The sequence below is a fragment of the Caballeronia sp. LZ043 genome (genome assembly GCF_031451075.1).
GTDB lineage: Bacteria > Pseudomonadota > Gammaproteobacteria > Burkholderiales > Burkholderiaceae > Caballeronia.
This window is the reverse complement of record NZ_JARUXT010000057.1, coordinates 229,051-242,755: the sequence shown is the minus strand read 5'-3', so window position 1 is coordinate 242,755 and position 13,705 is coordinate 229,051. Positions and strand designations below refer to the sequence as shown.

General features: G+C 61.9%; 17 protein-coding genes and 2 pseudogenes. 5 read left to right on the top strand and 14 right to left on the bottom strand.

What is annotated here, in order from left to right; translation table 11 throughout:
* Window positions 1-69: 69 nt before the first annotated feature.
* The gene (locus QCE64_RS37615; RefSeq protein ID WP_309935622.1) at window positions 70-354 is read left to right on the top strand and encodes a DUF6723 family protein; all 285 of its coding nucleotides are present in this window, start codon (window positions 70-72) and stop codon (window positions 352-354) included.
* Window positions 355-364: 10 nt separating this feature from the next.
* The gene (locus tag QCE64_RS37610; RefSeq protein ID WP_310009479.1) at window positions 365-640 is read left to right on the top strand and encodes a hypothetical protein; all 276 of its coding nucleotides are present in this window, start codon (window positions 365-367) and stop codon (window positions 638-640) included.
* A gap of 38 nt (window positions 641-678) precedes the next feature.
* Here QCE64_RS37610 and QCE64_RS37605 read toward each other — a convergent pair whose 3' ends face one another.
* From QCE64_RS37605 to QCE64_RS37565, 10 genes and pseudogenes are all read right to left on the bottom strand, one after another.
* The gene (locus QCE64_RS37605; protein ID WP_310009478.1) at window positions 679-1,734 is read right to left on the bottom strand and encodes a phage late control D family protein; all 1,056 of its coding nucleotides are present in this window, start codon (window positions 1,732-1,734) and stop codon (window positions 679-681) included.
* A 305-nt stretch (window positions 1,735-2,039) separates the two neighbouring features.
* Window positions 2,040-2,495: pseudogene (locus QCE64_RS37600) on the bottom strand (phage tail protein); the annotation flags it as partial.
* Window positions 2,496-2,889: 394 nt separating this feature from the next.
* Window positions 2,890-3,033, bottom strand: a complete 144-nt coding sequence (locus QCE64_RS38080; protein ID WP_404988031.1) for an ATP-binding protein — start codon at window positions 3,031-3,033, stop codon at window positions 2,890-2,892.
* Between the two features lie 45 nt (window positions 3,034-3,078).
* Window positions 3,079-3,264, bottom strand: coding sequence for a hypothetical protein (locus QCE64_RS38075; protein ID WP_404988029.1), 186 nt, complete (start codon window positions 3,262-3,264; stop codon window positions 3,079-3,081).
* 81 nt (window positions 3,265-3,345) lie between these two features.
* Window positions 3,346-3,651, bottom strand: coding sequence for a hypothetical protein (locus QCE64_RS37590; protein WP_310009477.1), 306 nt, complete (start codon window positions 3,649-3,651; stop codon window positions 3,346-3,348).
* Window positions 3,652-3,715: 64 nt separating this feature from the next.
* The gene (gene istA, locus QCE64_RS37585) at window positions 3,716-4,855 is read right to left on the bottom strand and encodes an IS21 family transposase (RefSeq protein WP_310009476.1); all 1,140 of its coding nucleotides are present in this window, start codon (window positions 4,853-4,855) and stop codon (window positions 3,716-3,718) included.
* A gap of 1,043 nt (window positions 4,856-5,898) precedes the next feature.
* Window positions 5,899-6,129: a transposase gene (locus QCE64_RS37580; RefSeq protein WP_404988028.1), complete on the bottom strand. Its 231-nt coding sequence runs from the start codon at window positions 6,127-6,129 to the stop codon at window positions 5,899-5,901.
* A gap of 497 nt (window positions 6,130-6,626) precedes the next feature.
* The gene (locus QCE64_RS37575; protein WP_310009475.1) at window positions 6,627-6,935 is read right to left on the bottom strand and encodes a hypothetical protein; all 309 of its coding nucleotides are present in this window, start codon (window positions 6,933-6,935) and stop codon (window positions 6,627-6,629) included.
* A gap of 190 nt (window positions 6,936-7,125) precedes the next feature.
* The gene (locus QCE64_RS37570; RefSeq protein WP_310009474.1) at window positions 7,126-8,334 is read right to left on the bottom strand and encodes a hypothetical protein; all 1,209 of its coding nucleotides are present in this window, start codon (window positions 8,332-8,334) and stop codon (window positions 7,126-7,128) included.
* 123 nt (window positions 8,335-8,457) lie between these two features.
* Window positions 8,458-8,898, bottom strand: coding sequence for an SET domain-containing protein (locus QCE64_RS37565; protein WP_310009473.1), 441 nt, complete (start codon window positions 8,896-8,898; stop codon window positions 8,458-8,460).
* A 154-nt stretch (window positions 8,899-9,052) separates the two neighbouring features.
* Here QCE64_RS37565 and QCE64_RS37560 point away from each other — a divergent pair, with 154 nt between their 5' ends.
* Window positions 9,053-9,199 (top strand): hypothetical protein, encoded by a 147-nt coding sequence (locus tag QCE64_RS37560; RefSeq protein ID WP_310009472.1) that lies wholly within the window; start codon window positions 9,053-9,055, stop codon window positions 9,197-9,199.
* A gap of 29 nt (window positions 9,200-9,228) precedes the next feature.
* Here the strand turns inward: QCE64_RS37560 and QCE64_RS37555 are convergent, their stop codons facing one another.
* The 3 genes from QCE64_RS37555 to QCE64_RS37545 all read right to left on the bottom strand — a co-directional run bounded on the left by QCE64_RS37555 (window position 9,229) and on the right by QCE64_RS37545 (window position 10,954).
* Window positions 9,229-9,507 carry an HU family DNA-binding protein gene (locus QCE64_RS37555; RefSeq protein WP_309839579.1) on the bottom strand — a complete coding sequence of 93 codons (279 nt, stop codon included), beginning with the start codon at window positions 9,505-9,507 and terminating at the stop codon, window positions 9,229-9,231.
* Window positions 9,508-9,587: 80 nt separating this feature from the next.
* Window positions 9,588-9,863 carry a hypothetical protein gene (locus QCE64_RS37550; protein WP_250487477.1) on the bottom strand — a complete coding sequence of 92 codons (276 nt, stop codon included), beginning with the start codon at window positions 9,861-9,863 and terminating at the stop codon, window positions 9,588-9,590.
* A gap of 83 nt (window positions 9,864-9,946) precedes the next feature.
* Window positions 9,947-10,954, bottom strand: coding sequence for a DNA-binding protein (locus tag QCE64_RS37545; RefSeq protein WP_310009471.1), 1,008 nt, complete (start codon window positions 10,952-10,954; stop codon window positions 9,947-9,949).
* Between the two features lie 161 nt (window positions 10,955-11,115).
* On the opposite strand from QCE64_RS37545, the pseudogene QCE64_RS37540 reads away from it, so the two are divergent.
* Both QCE64_RS37540 and QCE64_RS37535 read left to right on the top strand, forming a co-directional pair.
* Window positions 11,116-12,315: pseudogene (locus QCE64_RS37540) on the top strand (tyrosine-type recombinase/integrase).
* A gap of 26 nt (window positions 12,316-12,341) precedes the next feature.
* Window positions 12,342-12,638: a DUF1488 family protein gene (locus tag QCE64_RS37535; RefSeq protein ID WP_310009470.1), complete on the top strand. Its 297-nt coding sequence runs from the start codon at window positions 12,342-12,344 to the stop codon at window positions 12,636-12,638.
* Between the two features lie 288 nt (window positions 12,639-12,926).
* On the opposite strand, the gene QCE64_RS37530 is transcribed toward QCE64_RS37535, so the two are convergent.
* On the bottom strand, window positions 12,927-13,697 hold the full coding sequence (locus QCE64_RS37530) for an SDR family oxidoreductase (protein ID WP_310009469.1): 771 nt from the start codon (window positions 13,695-13,697) through the stop codon (window positions 12,927-12,929).
* Window positions 13,698-13,705 lie beyond the last annotated feature (8 nt).

Genomic DNA, 13,705 nt, shown 5'->3' with positions numbered 1-13,705 from the left:
GGCGTTCCATCGAATAAATCAGCTTAATGCGCGCATCTCGCGCTGAGCGCTTTGACTGGAGATCGACGCATGAGGCGTGCAAAGCTGAAGTATCTTGGCAGCGAAATGACGGCGCCCGCGTCGACGCAACTCTGCGCGGACGACTATGCGGTCTACGCGTCCTACATAGTCCGCTTCACGGGTGCGTATCTCGGCAGTCTCACCGTTGTTCGCAAAACGGACGGCCACGTTCTCTACCCCTTCGAGGGTTCATCTGATATCGGTCCATTTCCGGAAAAGGAGGCTGCTGTCGCTGCTGCGCTAGAGTTAGCGACTAAACTAGTAGCTGGGGATATACAGTGCCCCGAGTACTAAGGAGCGTTCCATGTACAAGATCGTTCGGCCTGCGCGCGGGCAATTGACGGTCGTCGTGTGGACGGAGGACAACAAGTTTCTGTCGAAAGTGATCATTCCCACACGCACCCAGCAACATCAAGCGTCGGACACCCTGGGACCGTTTGCAACAGAGCAAGACGCGCTCATCGAGGCGCTCAAGCATTCGCGTTGGCTTGGTGAAAATCTGCAGACTAAACACCTTCAACCTGCGCACGAGGCGGGCGATAGTTCGCGGAAAATCTCAGGGTCATCAGCAGCCGATTGACTCTCGCCGGATCGCTCAGCAGAGATTAAGCACGTGGCTCACCGTCCTGATCGGCGAAAATGTGACCGATGTCGGTCGGTCGTCGGATCGTCGCGCACTTCGAGCTCCAGCGCCGTGGAGAATCCTGCGTCGCCTGTGATCGTGTGCGTGACTTTCTTCACGAGCCACGGCGTGTCGTCGATGTCTGGCTTGAAACCACTTACCGTCACCGGCAGCTCTGGAAAGAGCTCAGCGCGGCCGCGCGCCAGCGTGTAATCGAGCGTGGCCTGCGAACTCTGTACGCGCGCAAATTCGGCCTGCGCGGCCGCGCGCGCTTCCGCCTCCCTCGGATAGTCTTCCGGCAGCACCTTCACGTTGTGATTGTTCTCGCCACCGATGACGACCGACTGCCGCTTGCCCTTGCCGTTCGAATGCCAATGAGCGCGCACGGCCGCGTAGCTCTCGCGCTGCGCGATGTGATAGCGATGCTGATCGCCGTCGCGCCGCGTGAGCGCGAGCTCGGAGAGCGCGCGCCCGCTTGCCGTCTTGCCGGTACCGATCGGCATGAAAAGCAGGTTCAGGTCTTTGACGTTCATCACCGCGTCGTAGCGCTTGGCGAGGCGCGTGAGAAACGACATATCGCTTTCATGCGTCTGATCGATGTGTGCAATCGCGACTTTCGCGAGCACGTCAGCAACGGCCGCTTTCAACGAATGCCGCGAGGCGACGGTGCGCACGATCGACCCGAGTGTTTGACCATGCCAGCTTTGTTCGCGCCGCTCGTGCATGGCGTTGGTCATTGAGGCCGATCGTGCGCGAATCGTGATGATATCCGGTGCGCCGCTATGCTCGACTTCGTCAACGGTGAACGTGCCTTTGTCGATGAGCGGCTCGCCAACCCATCCGATCATCACCTTGATATTCGCGCCACGCTTCGGAATGGCAAAAGTGCCTTTACTGTCGTCGATGACGAGATCGAGCATGTCGGATTCATCGGCGCGCGACTCAGCGAGCGTCAGAGTCATGAGGCGCGGCGCAATCAGGCGCGACAGATCGCGGCCATCGAGCGTGATGCGATAGTCCGCCAACGGTTGTTTGCGCGTACTGTCGGTCATGATGCGTCCGCCGCTTTCGATAACACGAGCGCGATCGCGCTGCTCGCGGTTTGCCCGTTTAGTTGCGATATCTGCTTCGCTGCAGACACAACATTTGCGAGCGACAGTCCGTTAGCATTGCTCAGCCCTTTCGACACCGCGCTCGCCGTGCTCGCGTCGATACCATCCGTCACACTGACGACCGCAGAACTCAGGTTCGAGACGGTCGAGCTCTTCGCCGCAGTCACCACGGCGGCCGCGACGTTAGCGACCTTCTTCGTATCTGAAAGCACCTTCGACGCTTCGCTCGCCGTCGCCTTGCCTGCGTCGGTCGTCGACTTCACATCGGACGAAAGCGACAGCACATCATCGTCGACGCGCTTAATCGACAGGTTGAATTCGATCTTGCGCGCGATGCCTTCGGCCGTGTGATATGTCGCCGCCTCGTTGAGACTCTCAATAATGAATGCGCCGTACACCGTGCCTGATCCGTCGACGAGCACATATGCGTCGCCGGTGTCGCCCATTTTGGCGAGCTCGTCGAGCGACGCGATCGTGCCGATTTCGTTGTCTTGCGCGACCATGCCGTTGAGCGTGATCGTGTCATCGCCGGCACCGGTGTATTGACTCGCATCGCGCGCGCCGACGCGCGAGCTCGTGCGGTGTTTCCAGTTGCGCTGACGTTGCAGCTCCTTGGATGGCGCAGTTTTCAGACTGAAAACGAATTGTCCAATTGAGAGCTGTTGACGGCGCTGTAGAACCGCGCTTTTTGGGCGGCGCAAGTCAGAGTGATTTGCTCAAGCACGAAGGGGCCTCGCAGGCCCCTTCGCTTTGATGCACTGTATTTAAGTCAGAACGGCGGCTCGCGTTTGTGAGAACGCGCGTGCGCCTCTGAAGAGCGCTGCTCGTGCAGCAGGTCGTTAAGCTGAGCGCCATATAAGTCGGTCACGACGACGAAGATCCTCGAGCAGTTCGAACACGGCGAGTGCCTGCTCAGGCGTCCAGTCGTTGGGAACGGTGAACGGCAATCGGCGACGGCGCCCCGATGGCAATAAGGGGCGGGTCATCACGCGGTTTCATTCTTCGTGGGGGGCTTGCGGGATTTGCGCTGCCTGGCCCGGGCTTCGTTGCGCTCACGCGCTTCCTTGAGCCAATACGATTCGCCCTCGAGATCACCTAGGAGCGATGCACGAGGCGGTCGACCGGCGACACCACGCAGGCCGCGTTCGGGAACACGTCCGACCACTCCTTAATCGGTTTGTTGGTCGTTATGATTGTCGAGCGTGCCTCATACCGGCGGCTGACGAGTTCGGACAGCAAGTCGGCATGGCGGTTCGAGTACGAGAGGTAGCCGACCTCATCGATCTACAGGATGTCCGGCGTCGCATAGTGGTGCAGACGCCGACGCAGCGCCGAATCGCTGTCGAGCGCAGGGAGCTCGCCGAGCATCTCGCTGGCTGACTTGAACAGCACCGTGTGGCCCTGGATGAGTGCATGGTGCGCCATGTTCTGTGCAAGCGTCGACTCCCCCACAGCAGCGGCGCGAGCCATGTGGCGCCGTCGATTTCGCTCCAGTGTTCGACGAGACCGTTTAGGCGCAGCGCCTTGGCGCGCAGACGCAGGACTTCATTGTTAGTCGTGGTCGAGGTCATCGCCTTCCTCCCTTGCGAGTTGATCGTAGGTATCGAGCCGGTGCGGCTGCACAGGCGCATCCTTTCGTCGCACATGCTCCGGCAGATTGATGACGACGGGCGGTGGCGCCCCTCGCGCCGCGCGACGACGTTCGAGCGCTGTCCGCACGGTGTTCGTACGGGCCGATCCCGCGCGCGGCGCGTCCTCGACGGCCGCCTGCAGTTCGACAGTGCCGTAGCGATCGAGCAGGCGCAGCAGCGAGGTCGTGAGCCCGCCGATATTCGCGCCGCGCTCAGCCGCGCGCATCAGTAAGAGCTGGCAGGAGGGAACGGCGCGAGTCAGGCTGTTAATGCCGCGGTGTTGACGCGCTTCACGCTTGAATTAGACGAGCGTCTTCAGGTGTTGTGGGGTCTTCAATCTGTTCAGCTCGGTCGTAGCTGCGCCGATGGCCGGCGATCATCTCGGCGCCGTCGAACATGCGAACCTGGTTGAGGTCAGCACGAACGCTCAGCGTGCGACGCACGTGGGTGTGGGGTAGCGTGTAGTTATTCAGACCGAAGCGCACGTAGGGAGTCTTGCCGACCTTCACGGCCACTTGCTCTTCGACCGGAAACGGATTGGCCGGTAGCGGGAGTAACGACGACTGCTCCTGAGCAAACGCCTCACGCACGGTCATCGCGCGGTCCTCGGGGCACGGGCGGTCGGCTGCCTGCGCGCGGCACCATTGCTCGGCCTGCGGGTTCAGGTCGTCGAGGTCAGTGAATGTGCGCGCGGCGAAGAAGGCTTCACGAACATGCCGTATTGCGCGTTCCACGCGTCCCTTCTCGTTACCGCGCGCGACGGCAACAGGGCGTGGTTCAAAGCGGTAATGGCCGGCGAACGCGAGCAGCGTTGGATGGAAACGGATTGCGTCGCCGACGCGTTCGAGCACCGCCGACTTCAGGTTGTCGTAGCGCAGAACTCTCGTCAGTCCGCACCACGTGTTGAACGCACCGATGTGACCACGCAAAAAGTTCTCCGTCCGCGCATCGAGGAAGAAGCGCAGATAGATGTCGCGCGAGTACGAGAGCACCATCACGAAGGCCATCAATGGCCGACGCGCGCGACCGATCTCGACAAATCCGAAGTGATCCCAGTCAACCTGCCCCTGCTCGCCTGGCAAGGTCCGCAACCGTAGGAAGGCCTCGGCGGGCTTGCGTGGGCGATGCAGCGCAAGCATGTGCCGGAAGTGATCTCGCGCCCCCTTGTAGCCGCGCTCGCGCACCATCACGTAGAGACGAATGCCCGTGAGCGTCGGATACTTCTCCAGCGTCTGCCGGATGAACGGCAGGTACGGCTCAATCATCGAGGGCTTCGGCGTCGGGCCGTATCGCGGTAGTCCGGCGCTGCCGAGCACGCGCAGCACCGTCTCACGGTGCACGCGCAACTTCTTCGCGATGGTGCCGCAGGGCCACTTCTCGACCTGGTAGAGACGCAGGATCTGCGTCTCAAGCTCAACCGGGATCGTCATCGGGGCCTCCGCGATCAGAACGACGGTCTAAGGCAACGCCTTCGAGGCGGACAACTCACCGCTGATACGAACCGGCTTTGTGCGTCGTCGTGGTCTCCATCATTTCAACTGAGGCGGCGCCGCCGGACGAACGGCGGCGTTGGCGAGTGCAACGGCGTCGTCGCGGTCCGGTTGCAGTACACCATCGGCGGGGGAGTCAGGTGAACCGTGATGCGTCACGAATTGCCGCCGGACCCGATAGCGCCGGGCGCGTGCGGCATGTGCGAAGCGTCCGCGGCGGGAACGCTGGTAGCGTTGCCCAGCTTCGCCCACGCTGTCGCGGCGTGCATGGGCGGCACAGTCGCGGCAGTGTCGATTGCCACGGTCACACTGACGGCAGACGAAGACCTGCGCCCGACAACGGGCGCACAGATACAGGCGACCTGTAGGCGGCTGCATTGGCGGTTCCCCTGGAACGCCAAAGAGACGGGTCCAGTGAAGTCGACGGGCCCCGCGAGCAATGCGATACTGGCAGCTCACACGGCTCCCCGGCCGGCCAGAAGGGCTGCCACATGGAAACCCTGTGGAGGCGCGATGCCGGACTGGTCCTGGCAGTTGAGGCCGGCGTCGCGCCTGTTGTTTCTCCTTGGCAAACGCCTTTCTACCATGTCGCTGCCGCTACGCGATGCGGGTCGCGTCTCCAGTCGCCCTACGGGCTCTCTACGCCGCGGCCCGCATCGTCGTCGTATCACTCAAAGCGCAATTACTGCTTCCGCTAGCTGGATTGTTCGCCCCATGCTGCGACGCCGACATACGATGCCGCCCGAAAAGCGCGGAACCTGACCGGGGGACTTCTCAGCGAGTTCGGACTCGTCATTCCTCAAGGCATCAGTCATATTGCCCGTCGCGTGCCCGAATCGGTTGAAGACGCGGAGAACGACCTGACCGGTTCTTTCCGGTCACTGATTGGGCGTCTGATAGATCACTTGGAGGAACTCGATCTACAAGTTCGAGGGTTGGAGGCACAAATTCGGCTCTTTTGAAAACGGAGTGGGTAACGGCCTTCAGCGGGCATGCGAGTTGAAGGCGATAGAAGTCGAGTTTGCGTGCGATGAGAAACAGTACCGGCGCCGCCACTTGAACAACATATTCGCCTTGATGCCATGCTCTCGGGCGAGCTTCGAAACCGAGACGCCAGGCTCACATGCAGCCTCGGCCAGGCGGCGTCGAAACTCCGGACTGTGGTTTGGGCTTCCTCCACGCGTCCCCGATGCCGGTTTCTCTTCTGATCCCAAAATGGTTCCCGCTACTCGAAAATGGTGGGAACCACTTCGGCGTCTCAGATTGCGCAGATCAAGACGGCCGTGCCCCGACGCTTACGGCGCAACGCCACGCTAATAAAATGAACTGCCGCGGCTAGGCTACGGCCTCGGCGACCGGCACCGACGACGCGCGGAATCGCCTGTCGCGCCGACGCGATCCGTCTGGCTAGCACTCGATCTCCGCGGTTCGCTTAAGAAAGGGGCACAGCGGGCAAAGGAACGCCGAATATGTTGCCCGGCAACGCGATACGGAGTTGCAGGCCCCCGCGGAACGACGCAAGGCGACCAAAATCAGCGACGTCTTAGCGCTTGTCATGCGTGATAAGTCGTATTATCACGCATGAGTTTAATGGCGGTGGCTTGCCACTGGCGACTAGCTTCGTCGGAGCGAGTTCCATCCGGAAGTCCATCGGCCATACTCATAAGCACTACATATCGACCTTTCCAGTAACTCAATGGACGCGGCGAATCTACGCCGCGCGGCGCCCGTCGCTCGCTCCGACGTCGACCTGTTTCTGGGCAATCTTTTCGACCTCAAGCTCAAGCGCAGACAGCCGGGCAAGTTGGACGGGAAGCAATGCGTAGGCGATGCGCAGCTCATGCAGGCGTGCCCTCCAGTAACGAACGTTTATTGGCAACGGAGCTGATGTTGCACGCACTGCCGTCACCAGTTTCCGTAAATGAGCGAGTTCGCGATCAGCTTCCAGGGAGGTCCGCTTGAGCACGCCGGGCGACGTGCCGGGGACGTGATGCTTTCGGTCGACTGCGGTGGTCTTCATACGCTGTGCATCTCCTGATCGGTTGAGACCAGCGTATTGAGATTCTCGGGATGTCAAGGACGCATGCGGGCGCGCAACCGGCCGGCCTTGGGGTCCTGGCTGCGAACGATCGGACCGTGCCGGATTCACGCACAGAAGTGCGCGACGCCCAAGGGCTGCATCAGCCGAAACCCTTCTCTTTTCTTCTCTTCTAGCGCCGAGCGGCTTCCATGCGTGTGTGCAACGCTCGGCCCACCAGCGAATTCGCATTGCTAATCAGGCTTCGCACACGGTCGTCCACCGCGGCCATCGGCACGCGACCGGCGAGCGCCGCGGCAACGAGGGCATCATACGCATCGATGACATCAGTCACCGAGATTTCGTAGCCATAGCCTGCCTCCATCCAATGCAGCGCGGAGACGGCACATTCCATCGCGAACTGCGGCTGGGTCGTCTCGTAATCTCGCGCCGCGCGAATGAGCGTTTTCGGATCGGTGGGACTCTGCCTGGACAGCGCGACCGCCTGATCAAAAAGGCGGGCGTCTTTTGCGGCGGCGAACCACTTGCCTTCCGAGCCGGGCTCACTCCGAATCAGGTCGGACAAGATCGTTTCTTGCGGTCTTTCAGGAAATTTTTTGGCGATGCCCCGGAACGTTGCGAGGTACGTCCCGGCACGATTCGCGGAAATGGCGTAGCGCTCGTAGGCTTCGTTTCTCATCCCGCACCCGAGAAGGATCGTCTCGCACGCTCGCGCGATCGCGTGCTCGGGCGCGTTCAGCCCTCGACTCGCTTCAGCCAGACGAAGCGCATCGCCCGGACGTCCGAGCGAAACCAGCGCGTCAACGGCCCAGCGTCGATACCACCAGGACTTCAGCCGATCACGCTGGGCGAGCTCAACTAGCTCCTCGAAGCGGCCGGCAGTGAAAAGCGCACTCAAGCACGGCACCGTACCGACGAAGTAGTTGAAGCCTTCGGCCTGAAGCACGTGCGTGACAAGCGGCAACAGCCGATCCGCCCATTCCGACGCCAACTCGGGCGTCACGCACAGCGTGCCCCAGTGATCACCCAGCGGCTCAATGTAGGGCATCTCATCGTCTTGCAAGGCCTCGAATAGCCTGTCCAGCCAGCGTCCGCGTACAGCAAGCGTCACGTCGGCCGCTACGATCACCGGCACTAGCGTGTCGATCGCGCGATTGACCGCACTGCCCAAGGCGCCCGAGGAACTATCGACCTGCTCGAGTGCGGGTGATAGCTTTTCGAGGAGCAGAACCGCCCCATCGGCCGCGAGCGCGCAATCCGTACGCGCGACGGAACGAATCTCAGACACCGCCTCCTTCAGACGTTGAATTGGTAGCGACGATCGCCACCCGAACGCATTGCGTCTAAAGCGTGAGGCAAATATCCATTTGGGTGAGGGCATGACAGTCACGTTTCATCAGCACGGTGCACGATCGGAACCATCACGATCGAGTCGGTGCGATATTTGAACTGGTAGTTGAGGTGGGATACCCCGTGGCGCGTGCGCATCATTTCATCGGTGGTTTCAGGACGCGGCCAGCATCGTCCCTCGACAGGCGCCCGACCCGCAGCGACACGCATAAAGCCGCTTGAGCGCGGCAGATTTGCGGCCTTCCACAAAAAGCCGATAGTCGATAAACAACTCTTCGTCGGGCGCGATGTCGCGCAGCGTGTGAAAGAACACCCGGCTGCCGTCTTGCTCGGTCTCGCAGTTCGGCGCGCAACTGTGATTGACCCAACGCGCCGAGTTGCCGCCCTGTGCACCGTCGATCACGCGCCCGTCGTCGAGATCGAAGTAAAACGTGTGACCGTCTTCGGCGGCCGAGCGCGCATACTGGCGCTGCGCTTGGGCCCACGACACCCGCTTGCCCTTGTATTCCAGGATTGTCTCGCCAGCACCGATCTGGGTGAGCGCGAATACCCCGCGTCCGTGGACCGGCGAAGAACGTACAACGATGCGGCGCATGCCTTTGCCCTTCCCTGTTGCTGTGACCCGGTGAGCGACACGATGTGTCGCCGCGGCATCTGCCGCATGATACGATCGCCGCACGCCCGTCGATACTCCTATGTCTTCTTCCGGTCGCAGCCGCATCAAACGCAAACCGCCCCGCGGTACCCTCATGCGGTACGAGGATCGCATCGTTGAGGTGCTGGGCGAAGCGCGTGGCCGACGGATCATGATCCGCTCGATTCATGCGGACGGCACGGAACGTCGCACGGCCGTCAAGCTCAATAGCCTGCGGCCGCTCAATGCGCAACTCTTCTAAGTCGGCGGCGTGACGGGCGCCGCCCTCGCTCAGGCTTGGTTGACGGCGTCCTTGAACGCCTTGCCCGCGGTGAATTTTACCGTCTTGCCTGCTGCGATCTCGATCGGCTCACCGGTCTTCGGATTGCGACCGGTGCGCGCGGCGCGTTCGCCGGCCCCAAACGAGCCAAAGCCGATCAGTTGAACGGCATCGCCTGCCGCCACCGTCTTCGCAATCGTCTCAAACACGGCATCGATGGCCTCCTCGGCGGCGAGCTTGCTCGTACCGGTTCCGGACGCCACCGCGTCAATCAGTTCCTGCTTGTTCATTGAAACGCTTCCTTTCTGTTAGAGACAAACCCGATGATACCGAACGCTGGCAACGCATCGGATCGCAGACCCTCTGCTGTCTACGAGTCTGCGTCGGTCACGTCCAAGTCGAACAAGTCGGAAGTCGCGCTGCGTGCGTCAAGCAGGTCAGGCAAATCGCCTCTTCGGACCTTGGCGAGCGTCTGCGGCGACAGCCAGATTTCCTCCATGGCCTCGATGCCCTCTTCGATCATGCGCTGCAGGAAGAACGATTGTTTACGTCCCGTGGCCTCGGCCAAGACCCGCAACCGCTGCTCGATGACGGGGTCGATGCGCACCGCCACCACCCGCAACTTGTTCTCTGCCGATCTTCTCATCTGTTCACTCCTTTGGCCGATCACGCGCATGGCGCGCCTTCTGCGTAGATTGCGCCTTCCCGCGAGCGCAATCCGATCATTATTTACGGACGACCTTTCACGCTCGCCTTTTTGCCGGCCGCTGTCTTTCGGGCGACTCGCCTCGAACGGTCTTCGCGAGCGGGCACGCGCGTCGACGGCCGCGCCGCGGTGCGCAGCGACTTCAGCTGATCCTGAAGCGCGTGTTGTGCCGCTTCGAGCGCGGCGAGCTTGCCCTGGAGCACCCCGTTCTGGTGGCGCGTGTCGCCCTGCTGCGCCTGCAGCGCGTCGACGGTGCGACGATGCTCGGCCTCTCGCTTTTCCGCCCGCTTGGCGGCCTCGGCCAGTTCTTTCTGCGCCTTCGCTGCGGCGCTGCGTTCACGATCGATTTCCAGGAGCGCGCGCTTCTCGGATGCGCGTAAGCGCTCCTCGGCACGGCTGGCGGTTTCTCGCAGCTTCTCCAGGTCGCGCGAGAAGAGGTCGCGCACTTTTTCGACTTCCCGTTCGCGCATAGCCGCCTCCGCGGCGAGACTCTGGATCTGCGCCTGCAGCGCTTTACACGTGGCGGCGTCTTCCGCCTGCTGCCGCTCTAATTCCCGGATCTCGACCTGGGCCGCCAGCAGCGCCGCCGTGCGTTGCTCGAGCGCCGTCTCTGTGCGGCCCAGTTCTTCCCGGGCTGCGATAACCTTTCGCTCAGCCTCCGCGCGCTGCGCTTCGACTTCGTCGCGCAGCGACGTCAGTTCGGCCTGGGCGGACGTCGCCGCGCGCGTCCACAGCGTCCCGATCAACTCACCCGCCGCTTCGCTTAAATCCTTGGGCAAGTCCGGATGCTCGATGCGCACCCGGCTCTTCTCGCGCAATTCGGCCCAAAATTCGCTCAAGACCGACGCGGGTGTACTCATGGTGCCGCGGCGGACCAGGTTGTAGAGGCGGTTAGCGGTGGGGGGCACGCCAAAGCGAAAGAACAGCAACGCGCACACCTCGCGATAGAGCTCGCGCGTCTTGGGGAATTCGACCTTAAGGCGCTCGATATCGACCGCGAGGCGGGTTTCGTCGGAGAGAACGTCGGGCATGGCCGCGAAAGGATAAGCGGTGCGCTCATACTACAACGTAATCCGCAAGATATCTAATGCAAGACGACTATCGATTTGACATTTTTGTCATAATGTTGACTCACGAGGCAAACTTCGAAAAGCAAACTGAGGTGACCATGAAGCTTGTCCTGCCGGAATCCATGTCATGTGCGCTTCAGCCTGCACCGTTCGAAACGCTCATCATTCCCCTTGAATTGGACGGCAGCGCGGGTCTGAGCCGCTCTTCGTCGGGACGCGCGCAAATTTCCGCAAGTAACGATCTCAACGCGAGCCGTGCGTGGCTGTCCCGCTTCATTGGCACCAAGACCACTTTCGAGAACTACCGAAAAGAAGCCGAGCGGCTCTTGCTCTGGTCCCTTGTAATGCTGGCCAAACCACTTTCCTCCCTCAACGCACGAGGACTGCGTGCGTTATCAGCAATTCCTCGCCGATCCGCAGCCGGCCGCGACTTGGGTCGCGGGCGGCGGCCGCAAGTACGCGCGCACCGACGCACGTTGGCGTCCGTTCTATGGGCCGCTCTCGCCCGCCAGTCAGCGCCAGGCCATCGTGATTCTTAATGCGCTATTTTCGTGGCTGGTGCAGGCTGGCTATCTCGCGGGTAGTCAGCTCTTGCTGTCCCGGCAACATGACCGACTGGCGGCACCGCGCATTACTCGTTATCTGGAGCCGTGCATCTGGCAAGAGGTCAAGGACCATAACGCGGCCATGCCGCGCGACACCGACCGAGCGGCCGCCCATGCGTATCGCGTGAGATGGGTCTTCACTCTGCTCTACCTTGGCGGCCCGCGCATTGCTGAAGTCAGTGGGATACGATGGGCCAGTTCTTCGTTCCCCGCGATAGCAATGCCGAGAGCCAGTGGTGGCTGAGCGTGCATGGCAAGGGCGGCAAGGAACGGTTAGTGCCGGCCACGCGCGAAATGATGAACGAGCTCTCGCGATAGCGACAGCACCTCGGACTGAGTGCACTGCCCTCACCCAACGAAGACACGCCGCTGATTTTGCCGATTGGCGCGACGGCAGACAGCGGCGGCACACAGACGTGCGCGCCCTTTACGCGCGCGGCGCTGCATGCGATCGTCAAAGAGGTCTTTGTAGGGGCCGCTACCAGACTTCGTGAGCGCGACGAGATGTTCGCCGCACGTGCCGAGTTATTGGAGAAGGCTTCGGCACACTGGCTGAGGCACAGCGCCGGATCTCACATGGCTGATCGGCGCGTCGACTTGCGCCTCGTGCGCGATAGCCTTGGACATGCTTCGTTGACGACGACAAGCCTCTATTTGCACATGGATGACGACCGACGCCATCAAGAGACCGACGAGAAGCACCGAATCGACTGGTAACGCTCCGAATCACCCTATTTGATTTCATGCACGCACGTATCAGCAATCCCGCTCTGAAAGCGCCCCTACCGGAACCGCAAGTTTCGGCGGATCAACGCACCCTCACATTCGTCCTACCCTGGCGCGGCGAATCCGTGACCTGCGTCGTCGCACGCACAGCCCTCGAAACCTACTTCTGGCTGGCGCCGAATGCAGACAACGATCGGACGCTGACAGTCTTCCGCAACGGATTCGATCGCATTCATGCTGTCGCCGCACGGAAGCTCCTGGCTCGTCCTTCCAAGCACCTCGAGCTAGACGCGGTCGACTTTGCTAAAGGCTGAATGCTTCCGATCCGGCCTCTACTGCGGGAGGTTATTAGTGAGAAAGCTGTTCGACGGGGACGTCTTATAAGTCATACCGGTTGCGACCTGCAGACGCGACACATCCTAGAGCGGCTGCACAACGCGATGCCGCCATTCGAAACACACGGGCTTCGTGCACCGGATTACTGCCGCCAGCACTGGACGCCCCTGGACCGAAATACTTGCAGCGTGAGCAAAGCCGACACGAGGTCAGCGGCATCGGTGTCGTCATCCACTGCACACCTACCCTCTGCGCACGCTTGCGCATCAGCCTCTGCCGACAAACGGCATCCTCGTTGCCATGACCGTGTGAAACAGCACGTTGGCTTCGAGCGGCAGACCTGCCAGGTACGCGACCGAGCGCCCAACTATCGCCACATCGATCAGCGGCTCGGCGGCGATTGTGCCGTTCGCTTGCGGCACACCGTGCGCCATCGCCGAGGCCAGCACGCTATGCGCATTCCCGACGTCGACCTGACCGACGGCGATGTCATGCATGCGGCCGTCGAGCGACGCGCAGCGCGTGAGGCCGGTCACGGCGTGCTTGGTCGCCGTGTATGCGATCGAATTGGGCCGCGGTGCCCACGCCGACAGTGAACCGTTGTTGATGATGCGCCCGCCGCACGGCGTCTGCTCCGACATGATCCGGAAGGCACGCTGCAGGCAGAAGAACATGCCGTCGAGGTTCACGCGGACGACACCGCGCCATTGCTGCGGCGTCCACGTCTCGAAAGGCCCCGGCGGATTGCCGACGCCCGCGTTGTTGAACAGCAGGTCGAGCCGGCCGAAATGCGCGACGACGGCATCGAACGACGTCGCCACGGCGTCGGCATCCGACACATCGCACGATAGCGCGAGCGCGCGGCCCGCAAACTCGCGGGTCTGCGCAATCTCCAGAAGAGGCTCGCGGCGCCTGCCGAGCAGGCCAATCGACCAGCCTTCCCGAAGCAGTTCTATTGCCGCCGCCCTGCCGATGCCCGAGCCAGCTCCCGTCACGATGCCCACACGCGGCTTGTTCGCGTCTTCTTGTCGATTCATGCGCGCTC

Coding starts and splice junctions, on each gene's coding strand:
- QCE64_RS37615 (WP_309935622.1), top strand. CDS start 70: ATGAGGCGTGCAAAGCTGAAGTATCTTGGCAGCGAAATGACGGCGCCC.
- QCE64_RS37610 (WP_310009479.1), top strand. CDS start 365: ATGTACAAGATCGTTCGGCCTGCGCGCGGGCAATTGACGGTCGTCGTG.
- QCE64_RS37605 (WP_310009478.1), bottom strand. CDS start 1,734: ATGACCGACAGTACGCGCAAACAACCGTTGGCGGACTATCGCATCACG.
- QCE64_RS38075 (WP_404988029.1), bottom strand. CDS start 3,264: ATGGCTCGCGCCGCTGCTGTGGGGGAGTCGACGCTTGCACAGAACATG.
- QCE64_RS37590 (WP_310009477.1), bottom strand. CDS start 3,651: ATGCGCGCGGCTGAGCGCGGCGCGAATATCGGCGGGCTCACGACCTCG.
- istA (WP_310009476.1), bottom strand. CDS start 4,855: ATGACGATCCCGGTTGAGCTTGAGACGCAGATCCTGCGTCTCTACCAG.
- QCE64_RS37575 (WP_310009475.1), bottom strand. CDS start 6,935: ATGAAGACCACCGCAGTCGACCGAAAGCATCACGTCCCCGGCACGTCG.
- QCE64_RS37570 (WP_310009474.1), bottom strand. CDS start 8,334: ATGCCCTCACCCAAATGGATATTTGCCTCACGCTTTAGACGCAATGCG.
- QCE64_RS37565 (WP_310009473.1), bottom strand. CDS start 8,898: ATGCGCCGCATCGTTGTACGTTCTTCGCCGGTCCACGGACGCGGGGTA.
- QCE64_RS37560 (WP_310009472.1), top strand. CDS start 9,053: ATGCGGTACGAGGATCGCATCGTTGAGGTGCTGGGCGAAGCGCGTGGC.
- QCE64_RS37555 (WP_309839579.1), bottom strand. CDS start 9,507: ATGAACAAGCAGGAACTGATTGACGCGGTGGCGTCCGGAACCGGTACG.
- QCE64_RS37550 (WP_250487477.1), bottom strand. CDS start 9,863: ATGAGAAGATCGGCAGAGAACAAGTTGCGGGTGGTGGCGGTGCGCATC.
- QCE64_RS37545 (WP_310009471.1), bottom strand. CDS start 10,954: ATGCCCGACGTTCTCTCCGACGAAACCCGCCTCGCGGTCGATATCGAG.
- QCE64_RS37535 (WP_310009470.1), top strand. CDS start 12,342: ATGCACGCACGTATCAGCAATCCCGCTCTGAAAGCGCCCCTACCGGAA.
- QCE64_RS37530 (WP_310009469.1), bottom strand. CDS start 13,697: ATGAATCGACAAGAAGACGCGAACAAGCCGCGTGTGGGCATCGTGACG.